At 67.2% G+C, this 19,348-nt stretch carries 21 protein-coding genes; 8 read left to right on the plus strand and 13 right to left on the minus strand.

The window, feature by feature from the left end; translation table 11 throughout:
* Window positions 1-233: 233 nt before the first annotated feature.
* Together BGO82_RS03065 and BGO82_RS03070 are read right to left on the minus strand one after the other, a co-directional pair.
* Complete coding sequence (locus BGO82_RS03065; RefSeq protein WP_291304078.1) at window positions 234-1,076, minus strand: thioredoxin domain-containing protein; 843 nt, start codon at window positions 1,074-1,076, stop codon at window positions 234-236.
* A gap of 145 nt (window positions 1,077-1,221) precedes the next feature.
* Window positions 1,222-1,728, minus strand: a complete 507-nt coding sequence (locus tag BGO82_RS03070) for a DciA family protein (protein WP_291304079.1) — start codon at window positions 1,726-1,728, stop codon at window positions 1,222-1,224.
* Between the two features lie 45 nt (window positions 1,729-1,773).
* On the opposite strand from BGO82_RS03070, the gene BGO82_RS03075 reads away from it, so the two are divergent.
* Entirely contained in the window at window positions 1,774-2,847 is a 1,074-nt protein-coding gene (locus BGO82_RS03075; protein ID WP_291304080.1) for an A/G-specific adenine glycosylase, read from the plus strand.
* Here BGO82_RS03075 and BGO82_RS03080 read toward each other — a convergent pair.
* From BGO82_RS03080 to BGO82_RS03095, 4 genes are all read right to left on the minus strand, one after another.
* A complete protein-coding gene (locus tag BGO82_RS03080; RefSeq protein WP_291304081.1) occupies window positions 2,839-3,513 on the minus strand; it encodes an isoprenylcysteine carboxylmethyltransferase family protein in 675 nt (224 codons plus the stop codon). The genes BGO82_RS03075 and BGO82_RS03080 overlap by 9 nt on opposite strands.
* A gap of 1 nt (window position 3,514) precedes the next feature.
* Window positions 3,515-4,231 carry a TetR/AcrR family transcriptional regulator gene (locus BGO82_RS03085; protein WP_291304082.1) on the minus strand — a complete coding sequence of 239 codons (717 nt, stop codon included), beginning with the start codon at window positions 4,229-4,231 and terminating at the stop codon, window positions 3,515-3,517.
* 131 nt (window positions 4,232-4,362) lie between these two features.
* Window positions 4,363-5,475 carry a site-specific DNA-methyltransferase gene (locus BGO82_RS03090; RefSeq protein WP_291304083.1) on the minus strand — a complete coding sequence of 371 codons (1,113 nt, stop codon included), beginning with the start codon at window positions 5,473-5,475 and terminating at the stop codon, window positions 4,363-4,365.
* 235 nt (window positions 5,476-5,710) lie between these two features.
* On the minus strand, window positions 5,711-6,376 hold the full coding sequence (locus tag BGO82_RS03095; protein ID WP_291304084.1) for a ribonuclease HII: 666 nt from the start codon (window positions 6,374-6,376) through the stop codon (window positions 5,711-5,713).
* Between the two features lie 169 nt (window positions 6,377-6,545).
* On the opposite strand from BGO82_RS03095, the gene BGO82_RS03100 reads away from it, so the two are divergent.
* Complete coding sequence (locus BGO82_RS03100; protein WP_291304085.1) at window positions 6,546-8,192, plus strand: Na/Pi cotransporter family protein; 1,647 nt, start codon at window positions 6,546-6,548, stop codon at window positions 8,190-8,192.
* A 19-nt stretch (window positions 8,193-8,211) separates the two neighbouring features.
* Here BGO82_RS03100 and BGO82_RS03105 read toward each other — a convergent pair whose 3' ends face one another.
* The 3 genes from BGO82_RS03105 to BGO82_RS03115 form a co-directional block, all read right to left on the minus strand.
* The gene (locus BGO82_RS03105) at window positions 8,212-8,586 is read right to left on the minus strand and encodes a DUF4180 domain-containing protein (RefSeq protein ID WP_291304086.1); all 375 of its coding nucleotides are present in this window, start codon (window positions 8,584-8,586) and stop codon (window positions 8,212-8,214) included.
* 26 nt (window positions 8,587-8,612) lie between these two features.
* A complete protein-coding gene (locus BGO82_RS03110) occupies window positions 8,613-9,761 on the minus strand; it encodes a PA0069 family radical SAM protein (protein ID WP_291304087.1) in 1,149 nt (382 codons plus the stop codon).
* Between the two features lie 289 nt (window positions 9,762-10,050).
* The gene (locus BGO82_RS03115) at window positions 10,051-10,200 is read right to left on the minus strand and encodes a hypothetical protein (protein WP_146289574.1); all 150 of its coding nucleotides are present in this window, start codon (window positions 10,198-10,200) and stop codon (window positions 10,051-10,053) included.
* Window positions 10,201-10,291: 91 nt separating this feature from the next.
* On the opposite strand from BGO82_RS03115, the gene BGO82_RS03120 reads away from it, so the two are divergent.
* Window positions 10,292-10,660: a metalloregulator ArsR/SmtB family transcription factor gene (locus BGO82_RS03120; RefSeq protein WP_291304088.1), complete on the plus strand. Its 369-nt coding sequence runs from the start codon at window positions 10,292-10,294 to the stop codon at window positions 10,658-10,660.
* On the plus strand, window positions 10,638-11,156 hold the full coding sequence (locus BGO82_RS03125) for an SRPBCC family protein (protein ID WP_291304089.1): 519 nt from the start codon (window positions 10,638-10,640) through the stop codon (window positions 11,154-11,156). The genes BGO82_RS03120 and BGO82_RS03125 overlap by 23 nt, the downstream gene beginning before the upstream one ends.
* Before the next feature lie 67 nt (window positions 11,157-11,223).
* Here the strand turns inward: BGO82_RS03125 and moaB are convergent, their stop codons facing one another.
* From moaB to BGO82_RS03145, 4 genes are all read right to left on the minus strand, one after another.
* A complete protein-coding gene (moaB, locus tag BGO82_RS03130; protein ID WP_291304090.1) occupies window positions 11,224-11,760 on the minus strand; it encodes a molybdenum cofactor biosynthesis protein B in 537 nt (178 codons plus the stop codon).
* Entirely contained in the window at window positions 11,747-13,168 is a 1,422-nt protein-coding gene (locus BGO82_RS03135; protein ID WP_291304091.1) for an MFS transporter, read from the minus strand. Before BGO82_RS03135 ends, moaB begins: the two co-directional genes overlap by 14 nt.
* A 248-nt stretch (window positions 13,169-13,416) precedes the next feature.
* Window positions 13,417-13,785 (minus strand): DUF2726 domain-containing protein, encoded by a 369-nt coding sequence (locus BGO82_RS03140; protein ID WP_291304092.1) that lies wholly within the window; start codon window positions 13,783-13,785, stop codon window positions 13,417-13,419.
* A 310-nt stretch (window positions 13,786-14,095) separates the two neighbouring features.
* The gene (locus BGO82_RS03145; protein ID WP_291304093.1) at window positions 14,096-14,899 is read right to left on the minus strand and encodes a uracil-DNA glycosylase; all 804 of its coding nucleotides are present in this window, start codon (window positions 14,897-14,899) and stop codon (window positions 14,096-14,098) included.
* Between the two features lie 50 nt (window positions 14,900-14,949).
* Here BGO82_RS03145 and BGO82_RS03150 point away from each other — a divergent pair, with 50 nt between their 5' ends.
* The 4 genes from BGO82_RS03150 (at window position 14,950) to BGO82_RS03165 (ending at window position 19,334) form a co-directional block, all read left to right on the plus strand.
* The gene (locus BGO82_RS03150; protein ID WP_291304094.1) at window positions 14,950-16,596 is read left to right on the plus strand and encodes an electron transfer flavoprotein-ubiquinone oxidoreductase; all 1,647 of its coding nucleotides are present in this window, start codon (window positions 14,950-14,952) and stop codon (window positions 16,594-16,596) included.
* Between the two features lie 50 nt (window positions 16,597-16,646).
* Window positions 16,647-16,955: a DUF1778 domain-containing protein gene (locus BGO82_RS03155; protein ID WP_291304095.1), complete on the plus strand. Its 309-nt coding sequence runs from the start codon at window positions 16,647-16,649 to the stop codon at window positions 16,953-16,955.
* Complete coding sequence (locus BGO82_RS03160) at window positions 16,952-17,500, plus strand: GNAT family N-acetyltransferase (protein ID WP_291304096.1); 549 nt, start codon at window positions 16,952-16,954, stop codon at window positions 17,498-17,500. Before BGO82_RS03155 ends, BGO82_RS03160 begins: the two co-directional genes overlap by 4 nt.
* A gap of 97 nt (window positions 17,501-17,597) precedes the next feature.
* Window positions 17,598-19,334, plus strand: a complete 1,737-nt coding sequence (locus BGO82_RS03165; protein WP_291304097.1) for a tetratricopeptide repeat protein — start codon at window positions 17,598-17,600, stop codon at window positions 19,332-19,334.
* Window positions 19,335-19,348: the final 14 nt, after the last annotated feature.

Below are 19,348 nucleotides of genomic sequence, written 5' to 3' on the forward strand. Positions count from 1 at the left end.
CGGAAGCGACGGGCCGGAATCTGAGCATGAAGTTTGTGGAGAAACTGAGTCGCACCAGCGGTTGGCCGAACGAGGCCTCTCGGTCTCGTTCGGCCAGAGCGCAAAAAGGACTGCTACACCAGCGGTTGACCGAGCGATACTTCTTGGGATCGTTCGGCCGGAGCCCAAAAGGACTCCTACACCAGCGGTTGGCCGAGCGATCCTTCCTGGGATCGATCGGCCGGAGCACGAAACTACAGCAGCGGCGTGATCTCGGCGTCGAGCTGCTCCATGGTCTTTTCGCCGGTGAGCTGCTTGCCGTTGACGTAGAAGGTCGGCGTCCCCTCGAGCCCGAAATCGTTGATCGCCTGGTCGCGCATGCTCTCGATGGCGTTGAAATAGTCCTGGTTTTTCAGCGCCGCGTTGAACGTGTCCTCGGTGAAGCCGAGTTGGAAGGCCACCGCCTTCACCGCATCGAGCGGCTTGTCCGACACGCCCCAGGTGTTCTGCGTCCGAAAGAAGGTCGCGATCACGTTCTCATAGGCGTCGATCGCGGCGGGGGAATAGCTCACGGGCGTCGCCGGCGCGGCGGGCGCGGCCGATGACGACGCCGCCTCGGCACTCGACGAGGCTTCCGCGCTCGACGGGGCCTCGGCACTCGACGGAGCCTCCGCGCTGGACGACGCCTCGGCACTCGAGGCCGCCGACGAGCTGGCATTGGCCGGCGCCGACTGTGCCTCGACCGATTGCGCCGCCGCCTCGGCCAGCATGAAGATCGCCGCATCCATGGTGTTGCGGGCGAATGGCCTGAGGATGAACTTCACCTTGCCGGTCTTGACGTATTTGTCCTTGAACGGCTGCAGCACCGTGTTGGAGAACAGCGCGCAATGCGGGCAGGTCGGCGACGCATATTCGATGAACGTCACCTTGGCGTCCGGATTGCCGTCCACCTTGTCGGGAATCCCCTTGGGATTCATCAGCTTGAGCAGATCGATCGTGTCGCCGTCCTTGGCGGCGGCGAGGCTGGGGAAGCCGGCGACGCCCGCGACGGTCGCGGCGGCGGCCAGGGTCAAGGTTTCACGGCGGTTGAAGATCACGGCTTGCTCCTTGTTTTGCCGGGCACGTTACACAGGCGCTTCCGCCCGGCAAGTGTCGAAACAGTAAGGTTTGCTCACGCTTTCGAGCGTTTCGGGGAAAAGTGGCCACGGTTTTCCGCGTCCGGAAACGCGGCAAACGAAGCCTCTAGCGCGCGCGTCTGGCCAGAACCTGCTCGCCCAGCGCCTTGAGCGCGGTCCTGAGCCCGGGATCGCCGACCTCCGCCACCGCGGCGCCGGCCTGTCGGCTCGCCTCGGGCGATCGCGGCCGATCCTTGGGTTTGGCGGCTGAACCTTCGGTGAACGGCTCCGCCGACAGCCGCACCTCGCGCACCAGGAAATAGCCGAAATAGCGGTTCACCGCCGCCGCCACCCGGGCGCCTTCATGCGCCAGCCCCAGCGCATGGCCGGGCTTGCAGCGCAGATACAGCGTCGCCCCCTCGTGTCCGGCGCCGCGCGGCCATTTGAGCTCGGCCGGCACGGCCACCTGGTCATACGGTTTTGGCGCCATCGTCGCCCAATGCGTGATCAGGTCGCGTGTGGCGAAGCCGCGCTTCTTGAGCGCGCTGTCGAGCACGCCCTTCAGCGCGTCGTTGAGGCCGACGGCGCGATTGAGCCGCTTCGGCTCGCCGGGGTCTTTGCTCTTTTGGGCCAAACAAATCTCGTTGCGTGCGGCGCGCCGCCGGTTCACACCCCCATCATGCCAAATGCCGCCGCCGCGCAACAGTCAAAGCCGCTCGACGCCGCGGCGCTGCTCGATTGGTACGACCGCCATGCCCGCATCCTGCCGTGGCGGGTGTCGCCCGAGGACCGCGCCAAGGGCGTGCGGCCCGATCCCTACCGCGTCTGGCTCAGCGAGATCATGCTGCAGCAGACCACCGTCGCGGCCGTCGGCAAATATTACGCCCGTTTCCTCGCGCTCTGGCCGACCGTCACGGCGCTCGCCGCCGCCCCGCTCGAGGCGGTGCTGGTCGAATGGGCCGGCCTCGGCTACTACGCCCGCGCCCGCAACCTGCACGCCTGCGCCAGAGCCGTGGTCGAGCGCTTTGCCGGCCGCTTCCCTGCCACCGCGGCCGAATTTCAGGCGCTGCCCGGCGTCGGCCCCTATACCTCCGCCGCCATCGCCGCCATCGCCTTCGACGAGCGCATCGCCGTGGTCGACGGCAATGTCGAGCGCGTGCTCGCCCGCTACCTCGCCCTCGACACGCCGGTGAGCGAGGCCAAGGAGCAGATCCGCGCCGCCGTGCAGGCCGCCGTCCCCGGCCGCGCCGGCGATTTCGCCCAGGCGCTGATAGACCTCGGGGCCACGATCTGCGCGCCGCGCGCCGCCAACTGCCTTCTCTGCCCGCTGAGCGAAGGCTGCGCCGGCCGCCGCCTCGATCCGCTCGCCTTTCCCATAAAACTCGAAAAGCCCGAGCGCCCCACCCGCTACGGCCACGCCTTCGTCATGCTCGATGCCGATGGCGACGTGTTCCTGCGTACCCGCGCCGGCCACGGCCTGCTGGCGCAGATGACCGAGCCACCGGTCTCCGACTGGACCGCCGAGCGTGCCGACCCGCGCTTCCCGCTGAAGGCCCGCTGGGCCCATCGCGGCCAGGTGGTGCACGTCTTCACCCATTTCCGGCTCGAACTCGAAATCTGGTCCGCCACCATCCCCGACCCGGCGCTGCTCGCCGACGGCTGGTGGGCCGACCCCGCCGAGCTCGATGCCGAAGCCCTGCCCACGGTGTTCAGGAAGGCGCTGGCGACCGCCGGGCTCGGCGGCTCACCATAGGCCGGGGATCAGCCGGAAGCGGACCTTCTGCCGGTAGTCGGCATAGCCCCGCAATTCGCCCAGCAGCATCGTCTCCTCGTCGCCGATGCGCAGCATCAGCACCGGAACCACCACCACGAGCACCAGCAGGCCCCAATACGAGCCGAGCGCCAGCGGCATCCCCACGGTCATGATCAGCGCGCCCAGATACATCGGATGCCGCACCAGCCCGTAGAGTCCGGTCGAGATGACCTTCTGCCCCGCCATCGTCTCGATCGTTGAGGCCGCAAAGCTGTTCTGCTGCAGCACCACCAGCGTGAGATAGAGCCCGCCCGCCACCAGCGCGTCGCCCAGCACCACCACCCAGAGCGGCGCCGCCGACCAGCCCAGTCGCCAGTCCAGCGCCGAAACCACCAGCGTGGCGGCCAGCGACAGCGTCGCCAGCGCGATCAGCAGCCGCTGGATCGGCCGCGTCTCCTGCGTCGCGCCGAACTTCACCCGCCGTTCGAGCGCCGCCGGGTCCTTGATCGCGAGATAGAGCCCGATCGCATTGGTCATCACGGTGAACACCACGATGAATGCCCAGCCGGGCCAGTAGGCGAGGGTGCCCGCCGGCACGAACAGCAGCAGCCCCAGGATCACCAGGCCGATCGCCGCGCTGCGCAGCGTCCGCAAGAAGAGCGGCATTCTAGCGTCTCCCGGGTTTGAGCAGTCTCGACCAGTCGCGCACCGCCTCCGCATCGGTGCGGCGCAGCGATCGTGCCGGCGCCGCGAGGACACGCTCGACCGCATCCAGGTACGCATCGTGGATCGCGACCACCGCTTCGGTGAACTCCGGCTCGCCGGTCTTGCCGCCGCCGAAGCACAGCATCTCGGTGGCGTGGGCGTTGCCCATCGCCTGCAGCAGCGCCATCACGATCTCGCCGCACCGCTTGGGATGGGCGGGGGAGAACACGCCCTCGGCCACGCCCTGCCGCACGATTTGCGTCACCAGCTCGGCGCGCCAGCCAAGGGTCGACGTCTCCAGCCGGGCGCGCACGATGGCGTTGTCGTCCGATTGCCAGATGCGCAGCAGCTCGACCACCAGCGCCCGCCGCTCCAGCCGAATGGCGTCGAGTGCATCGAGGAATCCTTGCAGCTTTGCGATGGCGCCGAGCGCCGCATCGTTCACCACCGCCGCCAGCAGTGGCTCCGACACCGCCCGCATCCGTTCGACGATGGCGTCGAGCAGCCCCGGCTTCGAGCCGAAATAGTGGTAGAACGCGCCGCTCGAGATGCCGAGTTCGCCGCTGATGTCGGCCACCGTCATCCGCTCGTAGCCCTTGCTCAGCACCAGCCCGAGGGCCGCATCGAGGATTTCGTTCCGCCGCGCACTGTGTTCGTCGATCTTGAAGGGACGCGCCATCGAATTAATAGAGATAGACTCGGTTTATTAATGCGAGAGCTACACCCGCCATGCCCCCGGCGCAAGAAAAATGCCGCCGGCCCGTTCTGGACCGGCGGCAAATTGCGCCTGAAGACTTGGAGGTCTCGAGCTCAGGCGGAAAGCATCTCCATCTGCTGCCGGACGTCGGTCCGCAGCGCGTCGATCGGCGCCAGGCGCCCGTTGGAATTGGTGTGCCAGAAGGTCCAGCCGTTGCAGGCTTCGGCGCCCTGCACCAGCGCCCCCACCCGATGGATCGAACCCTGATGCGGCCCCGAGCTCAGCGAGCCGTCGGCGCGCACCAGCGCCGACCAGCGCCGGCGCCCGTCATAGAGCTCGGTGCCCGGCGCGATCAGCCCCATCTCGACCAGCGACCCGAACGCCACGCGCGGCGCGGCGCGCTTGGGCACCGCCGTCTCGATCGCCTCGCCGGGCAGCGTCCGCACCGCGGCAAGCCGCTGCAGCGCCGCCGCCACATAGGTGGTGTCGCGCTCGATGCCGATGAAGTGCCGGCCGAGCTTCTTGGCCACCGCCCCGGTGGTGCCGGTGCCGAAGAACGGGTCCAGCACCACGTCGCCCGGCTTCGTCGTCGCATTGAGGATGCGGAACAGCAGCGCTTCCGGCTTCTGCGTCGGATGCACCTTGTCGCCGCCGGCATCGGTCAGCCGCTCGCCGCCGGTGCAGATCGGGAACAGCCAGTCCGACCGCATCTGCGTGTCGTCATTGGCCTGCTTCATCGCTTCGTAGTTGAAGGTGACGCGGCTCTTCTTGTCGCGCGCCGCCCAGATCAGCGTCTCGTGCGCATTGGTGAAGCGCGTGCCGCGGAAATTCGGCATCGGATTGGCCTTGCGCCAGATCACGTCGTTGAGCAGCCAGTAGTCGAGGTCCTGCAGCGTCGCGCCGACGCGGAAGATGTTGTGGTAGCTGCCGATCACCCAGATCGCCCCATTGGGCTTCAGCACCCGCCGCGCCGCGGCGAGCCAGGCGCGCGTGAACTGGTCGTAATGGGCAAAGCTCTCGAACTTGTCCCAGTCGTCGTCGACGGCGTCGACAGGACTCTGGTCCGGGCGGGTCAGGCCCTCTTCGAGCTGCAGATTGTATGGAGGGTCCGCAAAGACGAGATCGACCGAGCCGGCCGGCAAGGCATTCAGGTGAGCGATGCAGTCGCCGACCAGGATGGTGTCGACGGGCAGCGACGCTCGTTCCGCATCGGCCGACTGGGCCATACGCGCGGTCCGCAACATATTCGTAACCCTAACGCAGCACTAACGCGCCACTTGTACCGGCCACAGGGTTAAAGCCGGTTTAAACCAGAGGGTTAGCAAGACGTTACCGGGCCTGCAGTCAGGACTCCTCGCCCGTTCGCGGGGGAAGGGGAGCACGCGAAGCGTGGTGGAGGGGTAGTTCCAGGCTCGGCGCCGACGGCCAGCGTCTCCGTCGCCGCACGACTAAAATCCCGATCTACGCCGCCACTGCCCGCATCCCGCGTCGCCGTTCCGCCTCGATGCACGGCGCGAAATCCATGCGGTGGAAGCGGCCCGGTCCGTGCGCGTCCAGCGCTGCGAAATGCGCCGCCGCCGAATAGCCCTTGTGGCTGTCGAAGCCGAATTGCGGCTCTTCGCAATGCATGATCTCGCACATGCGGTCGCGCGTCACCTTGGCGACGATCGAGGCTGCCGCGATGCTGAGGCTGAGCGCGTCGCCGTCGATCACCGCCTCGGCCGCGCACGGCATGCCCTTGGGCAGGGTGTTGCCGTCGATCAGCACGTGGTCGGGCACAAGGCTCAGGCCCAGCACCGCCCGCCGCATCGCCCACATCGTCGCATGCAGGATGTTGAGTTCGGCGATGATCGTCGTCGGCGCCGCCACCACCGACACTGTCGCGCTGTCTAGAATTTCGTTATACAGCTCGGCGCGGCGATCGGCGCTGAGCTGCTTGCTGTCGTTGAGCCCGTCTGGAATCCGCCGCCGGTTGAGGATTACCGCCGCCACCACCACCGGCCCGGCCAGCGGTCCGCGCCCGGCTTCGTCGACCCCCGCGACCAGCGTCGCGCCACGCCGCACCGCGCGCTTTTCGAAGCGCAGGCTGGGCGGGGGCAGGGGCGGCGAATCGGCTTTCGGAACCATGTCGCCAGCATCCGAGTTTGGCCCCGATGCGCAAGCTTGCTGGGAGTTCATGAAAAACTCCTTTGACACCAGTGATTTCGAGCGCATTATGACAGTTTAATGACAGTCGCGGGGAGTCGCGCGGTCCGGTCGGGCCGCGCGCGCAGTCACAAGGAGAGCAGTCGACCAAATGGACTTCACCCTGGCCGTCCTAGGCCTTGCCGGCGCCATCGCCCTGTTCCTGTGGGGCACCCATATGGCGCAAACGGGCGTGCAACGCGCCCTGGGTCCCCGCCTCCGCCAAATCCTCGGGCAGACGCTGTCCAACCGCACCAAGGCGTTCTTCGCCGGCATCGGGCTGACGCTGCTGCTGCAGTCGAGCACCGCCACCGGGCTGATGGCCGCGAGCTTCACCGCCAACGGCATGGTGGCGCTGCTGCCGGCCATGGCGGTGATGCTGGGCGCCAATGTCGGCACCGCCCTCATCGTCCAGGTCCTCGCTTTCGACGTCTCCGCCGCCGCGCCCGTGCTGGTGCTGGTCGGCTATCTGATGTTCCGCCGCACCCACAACGCGCTGGTGCACGATCTGGGCCGCGCCCTCATCGGCCTCGGCCTGATGCTGCTGGCCCTGCACCAGATGCTGGGCATCCTCACCGGCGTCGAGGACGCGGTGGCCTTCCGCGCCGCCATCGGCATCGTCGCTGCCGTGCCGGCGCTCGGCTTCGTGCTCGCCGCGCTCGCCGCCTGGGGCGTCCATTCCTCCGTCGCCGTGGTGCTGCTGGTGATCTCGCTCGCGAGCCGCGGCGCGCTGCCGCTCGACGTCGCCTTCATCAGCGTGCTCGGCGCCAATCTGGGCACCGCCATCAACCCGCTGCTCGAGGCCGGCGCCGCGACGCCCGAGGCCCGCCGCCTGCCGCTCGGCAACCTCGCCAACCGCATCGCCGGCGTGGCCCTGACGCTGGCCTTCGTCGGCCCGCTCGCCAACTGGTCGGCCGGCCTGCTGAGCCCGGCGCACGCCGTCGCCGCCTTCCACCTCGGCTTCAACCTGCTGTTCGCACTGCTGACGCTGCCGCTGCTGACCCCCTTCGGCAGGCTGCTCGACAGGCTGCTGCCGGCGCAGCCCGCCGCCGATCCGGCCGCGCCGCTCTATCTCGACCGCGCCGCGCGCGAGACGCCGCTGGTGGCGCTCGGCGGCGCCGCGCGCGAAGCGCTGCGCCTCGCCGATGTGCTCGAGCAGATGCTGCACGGCGCCCACGACGCGCTGGTCAAGAACGACCGCAAGCTGATCGAGGAGACGCGCGACCGCGACGACGTGCTCGACGGCCTCAACACCGCCATCAAGAAGTATCTGACCTCGATCGACGCCGAGGGCCTCAACGAGGACGACCAGCGCCGCCTCAACCAGATCCTGGTGTTCGCCATGCACATCGAGCAGGCCGGCGACGTGATCGACCGCAATCTGCTGCCGCACGTCTCCAAGCGCCTGAAGCGTGGCCTGATCAAGGGCGACAGCGACGCCGAGCTGGCCGAGCTGATGGACCGGCTGGTGCTCAATTTGCGCACCGCCGCCTCGCTGTTCATGACCGAGGATGCCCGTGTCGCCCGCCAGCTCGCCGAGGAGAAGGTCACCTTCCGCCGCGCCGAGCGCGAGGCGGTGGCGGCGCATTTCGACGTCATGCGCAACGACCGCGTCGGGCAGGGCATGCAGAGCGCCATCCACCTCGATCTGCTGCGCGACATGAAGCTGATCAACTCGCTGATCATCGCCGCCGCCGCCTATCCGGTGCTCGATCGCGCCGGCGAGCTCCTCCCCACCCGCCTCGCCCCGGCGAGTTAGTGCGCCGCTCCGCCGGCCGTCACTTGCGGGGCGGAGGGTAGGGCGCCAGTTTCGCCCGCAGCTCCGCCTCGTCGCGCACGAACAGATGCTGGCCGCGCCGGTTGGTTTCGCGCACGAAATCGCGCAGCGCCCCGCTCGCCTCCAGCGCCGCCGAAATGTCGCCGACCACCGCCAGGCGGCAGCCATATTGCTGCAGCTTCTCGATGAAGGCGCCCGCCATCCCCGAGCTCAGCCGCAGGAACGCCGGATCGAGCCGCCCGGCCGGGATTCCGATCATCGCGGCGCCCAATTGGTGCGCCTCCCCGATGATGTCGACGGCGTCGCTCTCGCTGCCCAGCGGCGGCCCCGCGTCCGGCAGCCCCCACAGCGGCACGTCGTTCACCGTCTCGATCATCTGTCATCCTCCCGGCGGCACCCGCCTCAGAACAGTTCCATCTGCCCGTCGTCCAGCCGCGGCGGGATGAACAGGTCGGTCCGCAGCGCCGGGAATTTCTTGTCGAGCCCGAAGCGCTCCTTGGCCTTGCGCATGCGCTGCTGCATCAGCGTCGCATAGGCGCCTTCGCCCACCATGCGCTCGCCCCAGGCTGCGTTGTAGTCCTTGCCGCCGCGCGTGTCGCGCACCAGCGACATCACATGCTTCAGCCGGTCCGGATAATGCCGCAGCAGCCATTCGCGGAAAATCTCGCGCACCTCGCCGGGCAGGCGCAGCAGCACCATGCCCGCCGTCTGCGCCCCCTGCGCCGCGCCGGCATCGAGGATGCGCTCCATTTCCATGTCGTTGATCGCCGGGATCATCGGCGCCGCCATGATGCCGGTGGGGATGCCCGCCGCCGCCAGCAGCCGGATCGCCTCCAGCCGCTTCTCCGGCGTCGAGGCGCGCGGCTCCATCTTGCGGCTGAGGATGTGGTCCATGCTGGTCACCGACAGCGCCACATGCACCAGCCCGAGCTTTGCCATTTCGCTCAGGATGTCGATGTCGCGCACGATCAGCGCCGATTTGGTGACGATCGTCGCCGGGTGCCGCGTCTCCAGCAGCACCTCGAGGATGCCGCGCGTCAGCCGGTGCTTGCGCTCGGCCGGCTGGTACGGATCGGTGTTGGTCCCCATGGCGATCGGCTTGGGCTTGTAGCGCTTGTCGGCCAGCTCGCGCCGCAGCAGCTCCACCGCGTTGACCTTCACATAGATCTGCCGCTCGAAATCCAGCCCTGCCGAATGCCCGAGATAGGCATGCGTCGGCCGCGCGAAGCAGTAGCTGCAGCCGTGCTCGCAGCCGCGGTAGGCGTTGATCGAGCGGTCGAAGCCGATGTCGGGGCTCTCGTTGCGGGTGATGATGCTGCGCGCCCGCTCGATGTGCTCGATGGTCTCGAACGGCTTCAGGTCCTCGATCTGGCCCCAGCCGTCGTCCACTGCCTCGCGGCTCTGCGTGTCGAACCGGCTTTCCTTGTTCGACTGCGCCCCGCGCCCGCGATTGCGCGCCGGATCGACCATTGCCCGGCCGATCAGATCGGCATCGCGCGTGTCCTTGAGCTTTTCGAGCTGCTCGAATTTCGGTGCGGTCTGGATCGACATGATGGGTCTCGACCGAGATATGGGGACGACTCTCCCCAGTGTTAACGGGTCTTAACGACTAGCACGCGAACGAGAACAAAGCAAGAACACAACAGGCATCAGACTTCCTTTGGCAGTCAGGACTCCAAGCGGTTGGCCGAACGAGCGCTCTCGCGCCCGCTCGGTCCAGAGGCAAAAGGACTCCGGTTGGCCGAACGAGCGCTCTCGCGCTCATTCGGTCCAGAGCGCAAAAAGACTTCGGTTGGCCGAACGAGCGCCCTTCGCGCTCATTCGGTCCAGAGCGCCACAACTAATGCCGCTTGAAATACTGCACCTCGCGCTCGTGCTTTTCCGCCGCCTCGCGCGTGTCGAACGTGCCGAGGTTGCGGCGCTTGCCGGTCTTCGGATCGGTCTTGCGCGAATAGAGCCTGTATTCGCCGGATTTGAGCTTTCGGATCATCTCGCTCTCCTGTCGCGGACGAAACGGCCGAGCCGGGGGCCGTGTTCCGAATGCCCCTTGCAATCCATGCGTCGATTGGATACTGAACCATATGGTTCAGTTTTATCAGGCCCCCCGGTTCGACGCCTCGTTCGCCGCCATTTCCGACGCCACGCGTCGCGGCGTGCTCGAGCAGCTCGGCCGCGCCGACGCCTCGATCACCGAGCTCGCCGCGCGCTTCGACATGACCCTCACCGGCATGAAGAAGCATGTGAGCGTCCTCGAGCAGGCGGGCCTCGTGACCACCGAGAAGGTCGGCCGCGTCCGCACCTGCAAGCTGGGCGGCCGCGGTCTCGAGGACGAGGCGGCCTGGATCGAACGCTACCGCCGGATGTGGGCCACCCGCTTCGCGGCGCTGGACAAGGTCGTCGAACACCTCAAACAAAAGGAAGCATCCGATGGACGCAAAGCAGACGAGTGATGAGGCGCAGGGGCCGGTCACCAAGACCGACCGCCACTCCGACCGCGAGGTCGTCGTCACCCGCACTTTCGACGGTCCGGCGCGCCTCGTCTTCGAGGCCTGGACCACCCCGGCGCTGCTCATGCAATGGTGGACGCCGAAATCCTTCGGCATCACCTTCATTTCATGCGACGCCGACGTGCGCCCCGGCGGCACCTACCGCTTCGTCATGGGCCACCCCGATTTCGACCAGCCCATGGCCTTCGTCGGCCGCTATCTCGAGGTCGACCCGCCCAGGCGTCTCGTCTGGACCAACGAGGAAAGCGACGACGGCTCGGTGACCACCCTTACCCTCGAGGAGCGGGACGGCCAGACCCATCTCACCCTGCGCGACCTCTATCCCAGCGAGGCCGCGCTGGACGAGGCGATGGCCTCCGGCGCCATCAACGCCTATCCCGAGCAGTTCACCGCGCTCGACAGCCTGCTTATCGGCTCGCCAAAGGTTCATTCGGCCTGAGGCTCCCGACAGCGGTCGGACGATCGGACGCTCTCGCGACCGATCGTCCAGAGCGCAAGCAAGACCTCTAGCGTTCCGCCAGCCGCGGCATCAGCTCGACGAAATTGCAGGGCATGTGGCGGTTGTCGAGCTGCGCGCGAAGAATCCCCTCCCACGCATCCCGGCAGGCGCCGCGCGAGCCGGGCAGCACGAACACGAAGGTCTCGCCGATCAGCCCGCCGGTGGCGCGCGATTGCAGGCTCGAGGTGCCCACCGTCGTCGCCGAATATTGGTGGAACAGCACCGAGAACCCCTCCATCCGCTTGGCGAACAGCGGCTCCAGCGCCTCCGGCGTCACGTCGCGCCCGGAAAATCCGGTGCCCCCGGTGGTGATGACGGCATCGATCCCGGGGTCGGTCACCCACGCCATCACCTGCGCCCGGATTTGCTGGATGTCGTCCCTGACCACGGCGCGCGCCGCGCAGCGGTGGCCGTCGGCCTCCATCAGCTCCTTGAGCAGGGCGCCCGCCGTGTCCGTCTCCAGCGTGCGCGTGTCGCTCACCGCCAGCACCGCGATCGACAGCGGCGTGAACGGCCGGTCGGGATCGAGCTCAGACTTGAACATCGGGCGTATCCTTCTTCGACTCCGGGGCGGCGGCCTCCGCCGCGGCATCCTTCTCCGCCTCCACCGTCTCGGCAAGCACCTCGGGCTCGATGATGGTGACGCCCGGCGGTTCCACCGTGGTCACGATCTGCTCGGCCGCGAGGCTGTCGGCCGGCGCCGTGCGCGGCAAATTCTCCTGCGTTTCGTCCGAGCGCGGATCGAGCGCCACCGTGCCCGGCGAAATGCCGCGCTCCGGGTTCATGGCGCGGAAGCGGATGCGTCCGCCCACCCGCACCGGCCGCACCTTCATGCGCAGGAACGCCGTCACCGCCAGCGCCCCGTGGAACGTCGCCGTGACGATGAACAGCCCCACCGGCTGGTAGAGGTTCATCACCAGCGACGCCACCGCCGGACCGATGGCGAGCCCGCTGCCCATGGTCAGCAGCATGCCGCCCGCCACCCGTCCGAACTCGCCCTTCTTGGCGAAGTCGTTCGCATGCGCCACTGCGATGGCGTAGATCGGGTAGGCAGAAAAGCCGTAGAGGCCGAACAGCACATAGAGCGGCCAGCCGCCCGATGGGTTGAGCAGCAGCGTCAGGAAGCCCACCGTCGCCGCGACGGCGCCCAGCGCCACGATCACCATGCGCCGGTCCATGCGGTCGCTGATCCGCCCCGCCGGCACCTGCGCCAGCGCGCCCAGCACCGCCGTCACCGCGAACAGATAGGCGATGCCCTTGGCGTCGAGCCCCTGGTCGTGGCCATAGACCGGCGCCAGCGTGCCGAACGTGCCGTTGGCCATGCCCACCGCGAACGCCGCGATCACCGCCAGCGGCGAGGTCTTGTACAGCAGCACCACGTCAAGCTTGGCGCTCGCCAGCGGCTTGGGCTGCGGCGTCGAGGTCAGCGCCGGCGGCAGGATGGCGCAGATGAAGCTGATGGCGCCGACGATGAAGGGAATGTGGCTGCTGACGCCGGTCAGCGACATCGCGAGCTGGCCCAGCGTCGAGGCCGACATGTTGATCGTGGTGTAGACCGAAAAGATGGTGCCGCGGCTCTTGTTCTCGGCCACCTCGTTGAGCCAGCTCTCCACGATCATCGCCGCGCCGGCAAAGCAGAACCCGGAGAAGGCGCGCAGCACGATCCAGCCGATATCGTTGATCCACAACAGATTCAGCAGAATGGTGATGGTCCCGATCGCCGCCATGATCGAGAACGCCCGGATGTGGCCGACGCGCTGCACCAGCATGGGCACCGTGATCGAGCCGGTGATGAACCCCACCGACCAGCCGGTGCCGATCAGGCCGAGCGCCAGCAGCGAAAAATGCTCCTCCGCGCCACGCACGCTGAGCAGCAGCCCCTGCAGCCCGCCGGCGAACAGCAGCAGCGCCGAGCCGAGGAACAGCGCATAGATTTTGACGACCGACGACATACGCTAACCGCGACCCTTCGAAGCCAACCCACCACAAGGTCATTCCCGCGAAAGCGGGAACCTCTGTTTGTCCAAAGGCGCGCTTTGCAACCTAGGTTCCCGCTTTCGCGGGAATGACCCGGTGGTTGGTCCACCGTCATGCGCTCCTGAAGTTGAAGACCGGCCAAATTCCGGCAAACTCGTTCAGCCCGTTCCGTTTTTCCTAAACGAGTTCTGTCTGAGCTTCGCAGGCCCTTCAAGGCCCTTGCTCAGGCAGCGAGTTTGCGTATCAGTGCCGAGCGCACTTTGTTGCGGATCATTTCCGGCTCGTCGCTGTCGAACACCTCGAGATAGTTCACACCCGCCTTGCGCAACGCCTCCTTCTTGACTGCGTCGCGCGCCGGCGCGTCGGACTGGTAGTGTCCGCTTCCCTGGAATTCGACGGCAAGAATCGGTCGTCCGTCGTGCCCGATCACCAACATATCGACCCGCTTGCTGTTAATGGCTCTGAAAGCACGATCATCCTTCGATGCCAGCACCTCGCCCAGAGAGGTCTGCGCAAACACACGATAGCCTTTGTTTAGCGCCGTGACTTCGACTTCAACTTGTTGGAAGACGCGATATTCAGGCAGTGACATGACGCGTTTCGTTTCGAACGATCCGGCCATCACCCAGCGAAGCTGCTCGACGCTATCTGGGCGAAGGTAGGAGGGCCTGGAATATGACCAGCGCCTCTGGGGGGCCCGCAAACGTCGCCACAGCCTCAGCAGCAGGCTATATAGACCATACACACAAAGGCCATAGACAACGATCAGTGCTATAAAGCCCCAAAAATGCTGCATGCGCCAAACCGTAATAATTCAACCGAAAACCCAATAGTGCGGCCGGGCAATCGTTATCCGCCCCAAAGTAGATACGAGAAATTTCATAAAATTGCGCTGATACGGCTCAGCTTGAGCGTTCCGACGCCATTTTCTGCTTGAGGCTCAGCATGTCCTTCCACGCCTGCGCCTTGGCGCCCGGCGTGCGCAGCAGGAAGGCGGGGTGCAGGCTCGGCAGCACCGGCCCGGTCCAGCCGCCCACCGTCAATGTCTTCCAGGTGCCCCGCATGCGGGTGATGCCGGTATTGGTCGACAGCAGCGCCTGCGTCGGCACGTTGCCCAGCGTCATCAGCACCTTCGGATGCACCAGCTCGATCTGCCGGTGCACGAACGGCGTGCACAGCGCCAGCTCCTCCGGCGTCGGATTGCGGTTCCCCGGCGGCCGCCACGGCACCATGTTGACGATGAACACTTTCGTGCGGTCGAGCCCGATGGCGGCCAGCATGCGGTCGAGCAACTGCCCGGCGCGGCCGACGAACGGCTTGCCCTGCCGGTCCTCCTGTTCGCCCGGGCCTTCCCCCACCAGCATGATCTCGGCCTCGGGATTGCCGTCCGAAAAGCAGAGCTGCGTCGCCCGGTGCTTGAGGGCGCAGCCCTCATAGGCGTCCATCGCCGCCCTGAGCTCCTCGAGCGTGGTGGCGGCGGCGGCGATGGCCCGCGTCTCGTTCGGATCGCTGCTGAGCGGCAGGGCCGGGGCAGGGGCCGGCGCCGGACCGGCGGTTGTGGGCAGCGGCCGCTTCGGCGGCGCCCCCGCCGAGGTCGCGAAGCGGTCGACCGGCGCCTCGCCCACCGCCACATCGACCCCCGCCGCCCGATACCAGTCGAGCGCCGCGAGGGCCTCGGCTTCGCTGAAGGGAGGGTTTGCGGACATTGCCCCGTTATGTCACAGCCACTGCCGGACGGGTAGTGACGGAGCAAAGCGTGGCGGAGCGCGAATACATCGACACCGACGTGGTCATTGTCGGGGCCGGCCCGGCCGGCCTCGCGGCGGCCATCCGGCTCAAGCAGAAATCGCCGCAAACCACGGTGACCATTGTGGAAAAGGCGCCCGAGATCGGCGGCCACATCCTCTCCGGCGCGGTGATGGATCCGGCCGGGCTGAACGAGCTGATTCCCGACTGGCGGCAGAAGGGCGCGCCGGTCGGCCCCACCGTCACCGTGGACAAGTTCCACGTCCTCACCCGCAGCCGCGATTTCACCCTTCCCAACTGGCTGCTGCCGCCGCTGATGCAGACCCATGACGGCGTCATCACCTCGCTCGGCGACCTGGTGCGCTGGCTCGGCGACGAGGCGCAGGCGCTCGGCGTCGACATCTTCCCGATGACCGCTGCCGTCGATGTGCTCACCGACGATGCCGGCGCCGTTACCGGCATCGTCACCGGCGATCTCGGCCTCGACCATGCCGGCACGCCCAAGCCGGGTTACGCCGCCGGCATCGGCATCCGCGCCCGCTACACCCTGATCGGCGAGGGCGCCCGCGGCTCGCTGGCCAAGCAGTTGATGCATCGCTTCAAGCTGGGCGAGGGCCGCAGCCCGCAGAAATTCGGACTCGGCATCAAGGAGATATGGCAGGTCCCGGATTCAGTGCATCAGCCCGGCCGGGTCGATCACTATCTCGGCTTTCCGCTCGACGACGCCACCTCGGGCGGCGGCTTCTGCTACCACGCCGGCGACAACCGGATTTACCTCGGCCTCGTCGTCCATCTCGACTACCGCAACCCCACGCTCTCGCCCTTCGACGAATTCCAGCGCTTCAAGCGCCATTCCGCCATCGCCCCGCTGCTCAAGGATGCGATCCGCCTCAGCTATGGCGCCCGCACCCTGACCTCCGGCGGCTGGCAGTCGATCCCCGACCTCGCGTTCCCCGGCGGAGCGCTGATCGGCTGCGCCGCCGGCTTCATGAACGCGCCGCGCCTCAAGGCCATCCACTCCGCCATCCGCTCCGGCATCGCCGCGGCCGATACCGTCGCCGACGCGCTGGCCGCCGGCCGCGCGCACGACCGCCTCGCCGATCTGCAGGATCGCGTCATGGCCACCGGCATCGGCCGCGAGCTCTATCGCGTGCGCAACGTCAAGCCGCTCTGGTCGCGCTTCGGCAGCACCCTGGGCGTCGCCCTCGCCGGGCTCGATATGTGGGTCAACCAGCTCTTCCGGTTTTCCCCGTTCGGCACGCTGCGCCACAAGAAGGCCGATGCCGATTCCCTCTGGCCGGTCAGCGCCACCGGCACGAGGCGCTACCCGCCGGCGGACGGCAAGACCACCTTCGATCGCGCCTCGTCCGTCTTCCTCGCCAACATCGCGCACGAGGAAGACCAGCCGGTGCACCTGCGCCTGGCTGATCCCGCCGTGCCGCTCCGCGACACGCTGCCCGCCTTCGGCGCCGAACCCGCCCCGCGCTACTGCCCCGCCGGCGTCTACGAGATCGTCGAGATCGACGGCGCCCCGCGCTTCCGCATCAACGCCCAGAACTGCGTCCACTGCAAAACCTGCGACATCAAGGACCCCGCCCGCAACATCACCTGGGTCCCCCCCGAAGGGGGCTCCGGCCCGAACTACATGGGGATGTAGTTGAAATGTACGCCTGATAAGCGTACATTTATGCAACAAGAGGTGCTGCCATGAACGCCATCGATAAGATCACGGCCGAGATCGAGGAAAAAGCCACCGAACGCATGCACTTTCGGGTCAAGCCGCACATCAAGCGGGCGATCCAGAAGGCCGCTGCGCTGAACGGCGTCGACGACTCCGTCTTCACCATGAGTGCCGCCTATGACGCTGCGTTGAACACCATCGCCCGCCACGAGCGCACCATGCTGCAGCCGGAAGATTATGAGGTCTTCTTCAACGCCCTCGACAATCCCCCCGAACCGACCCCCGCGCTGATCGAGGCCTTCGCTCGCCATTCCCGGCGCGTCGTTTCCCGGTGACGCCGGCCGAAGCAAAAGTCTTCGTCGAGCCTCTGGATACCGCGCGCCATGATCGTGCCGGCTTCTCCTGTGGCGTCGAGTCCGTCGACAATTTCTTCAAGCGGACGGCCAACAAGTTGGCCTCCGCGGGGAATCTTCGCGTTTTCGTAATGACGTCGGCGGAAGGCGAGGTCATCGGATTTTACGCGCTCAACGCCTCGTCGGTGGCCTATGCCGATCTCCCGGCGAAATACGCCCGCACCCGTCCCGGCCATGGCTTCATACCGGTCGCCTATCTGTCGATGATCGCCGTTGATCAACGCTATGCCGGTCGCGGACATGGCGGCGAGCTATTGGCGGATGCTCTGAAGCGCGTTGCGGCAGCGGCGACGAGCATCGGCATTGCGGTAGTCCTGCTCGACATTCTCGACGACGGCGATGCCGAGCTGATCGCACGGCGCCGGGCGCTTTACGAGCACTACGGCTTCTCTCCCTTGCCGACAAAACCGAACCGGCTGTTCCTTCCGGTCGACAGCATCGCTGCGCTTCTCGGCAAAACTCGCTAGGCCCCTCACATCTGGTTGCCCGCCCTTGCGGCGCAGTCGCAAAATCGACAATCTTTCCGCGACAATCCACGGCGTTTCCCCGGAGATCGAAGTCCTCGTGAACATCCTTACGCGCCTCGTCGCGGCCTCCGGGCTCGCAGTGGTCCTCGCGGTGCCCGTGCTCGCCGAAGACGCGCCGTTCAAGGGCCCGGAAAGCCCCACCGGCAACTATCTTGCCGGCCGCCAGGCGCTGAGCGATCTGCGCACGCACGAGGCGGCGCAGTTCTTCCGCGACGCCGCCGCCGACCAGTGGACCAACCCGCTGGTGGTCGACAACGCCTTCATCGCGCTGGCCGCCGACGGCCAGGTCGATGCCGCCGCTGACATGGCCAGGCACGTGCTCGAGCTCGAGCCCGGCAACGACATGGCCAAGCTGGTGCTCGCCACGCAGGCCTTCAAGCAGCGCCGCTACGACGGTGCCGTGCGCGACCTCGACAAGGTCGACGCGCAGACCTTCGAGGGCGTCACCGGCGCCATCCTCAAGGCCTGGGCGCTGACCGGCGAGAACAAGGTCGACGACGCCTTCAAATCGCTCGACAAGCTGGCCGATGGCGGCCTCGAGGATTTCCTCGTCTTCCATCGCGCCATCATGGCCGACGTCGCCGGCCGCCAGGCCGTCGCCATCAAATACATCACCGACGCCCACGACGCCGATCCCTACACGCCCGATATCGTCGAGGCCTATGCCCGCATCATGGGCAATGCCGGCAAGACCCAGGAGGCGCTCGACGCCATCGCCCAGTTCGAGGCGCAGGGCCTCGCCCACCCGATCATCACCCAGGTCAAGCAGGCGCTCCTCAACAAGCAGCGCCCGGGCCTTTACGCCGACAGCGCCCAGGCCGGCGCCGCCGAGATGTTCCATTCCGTCGGCGTCGCCTTCGCCCGCGACGGCACCTCCGATGTGTCGATGGTGCTGCTCCGGCTCGGCGCCTACCTCAACCCGCGCAACGACACCATCCAGCTCGTCCTCGGCCAGCTCTACGATGCGGCCGGCCAGCACGAGGTGGCCAACGCCATCTACGAGGCCATTCCCGCCAGCTCGCCGATGAAGGCCATGGCGGTGGTGCGCGTCGCCGACAACCTCGACGCCATGGGCAACCGCCCCGAGGCCATCCGCCGGCTCGACAACATCGTCACCTCCAATCCCACCGACATCGACGCCATCTCGGTGCTGGGCGACCTGCTGCGCTCCGACAAGCAGTACCAGGCTGCCGCCGACGCCTACACCAAGGCGCTCGGCGTCACCGGCGGCACCGCCCCCGCCGACTGGCGCTTCTACTACGTGCGCGGCATCGCCTATGAGCGCTCCAACCAGTTCCCGCTGGCCGAGAAGGACTTCCTCAAAGCGCTCGACCTCAACCCCAACCAGCCGCAGGTGCTCAACTACCTCGGCTATTCCTGGGTCGACAAAGGCATGAATCTGCAGCGCGCTTTGGGCATGATCCAGAAGGCGGTGCAGGCCTCGCCCAATGACGGCTACATCATCGACAGCCTGGGCTGGGCCTATTACCGCCTCGGCCGCTACGCCGACGCCGTGACGCAGCTCGAACAGGCCGCGACGCTGCGCCCCAACGACCCCGAGATCAACGACCATCTGGGCGATGCCTATTGGAAGGTCGGGCGCAAGCTCGAGGCGAAATTCCAATGGAACGTCGCCTATTCGATGGACACCGATGGCACCGTCAAGGCCCGCGTCGCCGCCAAGCTCAAGGGCGGGCTCGATGCCGCGCCCCGCACGGGAGATTCGGCGCCCGTCACCGACGACGCCAAGCCCACGCCGGCTGCCGTCAACTGAGTCCGGCCGGGCCG

It is taken from the genome of Devosia sp. 67-54 (assembly GCF_001899075.1).
In the GTDB taxonomy this organism is placed as follows: domain Bacteria; phylum Pseudomonadota; class Alphaproteobacteria; order Rhizobiales; family Devosiaceae; genus Devosia_A.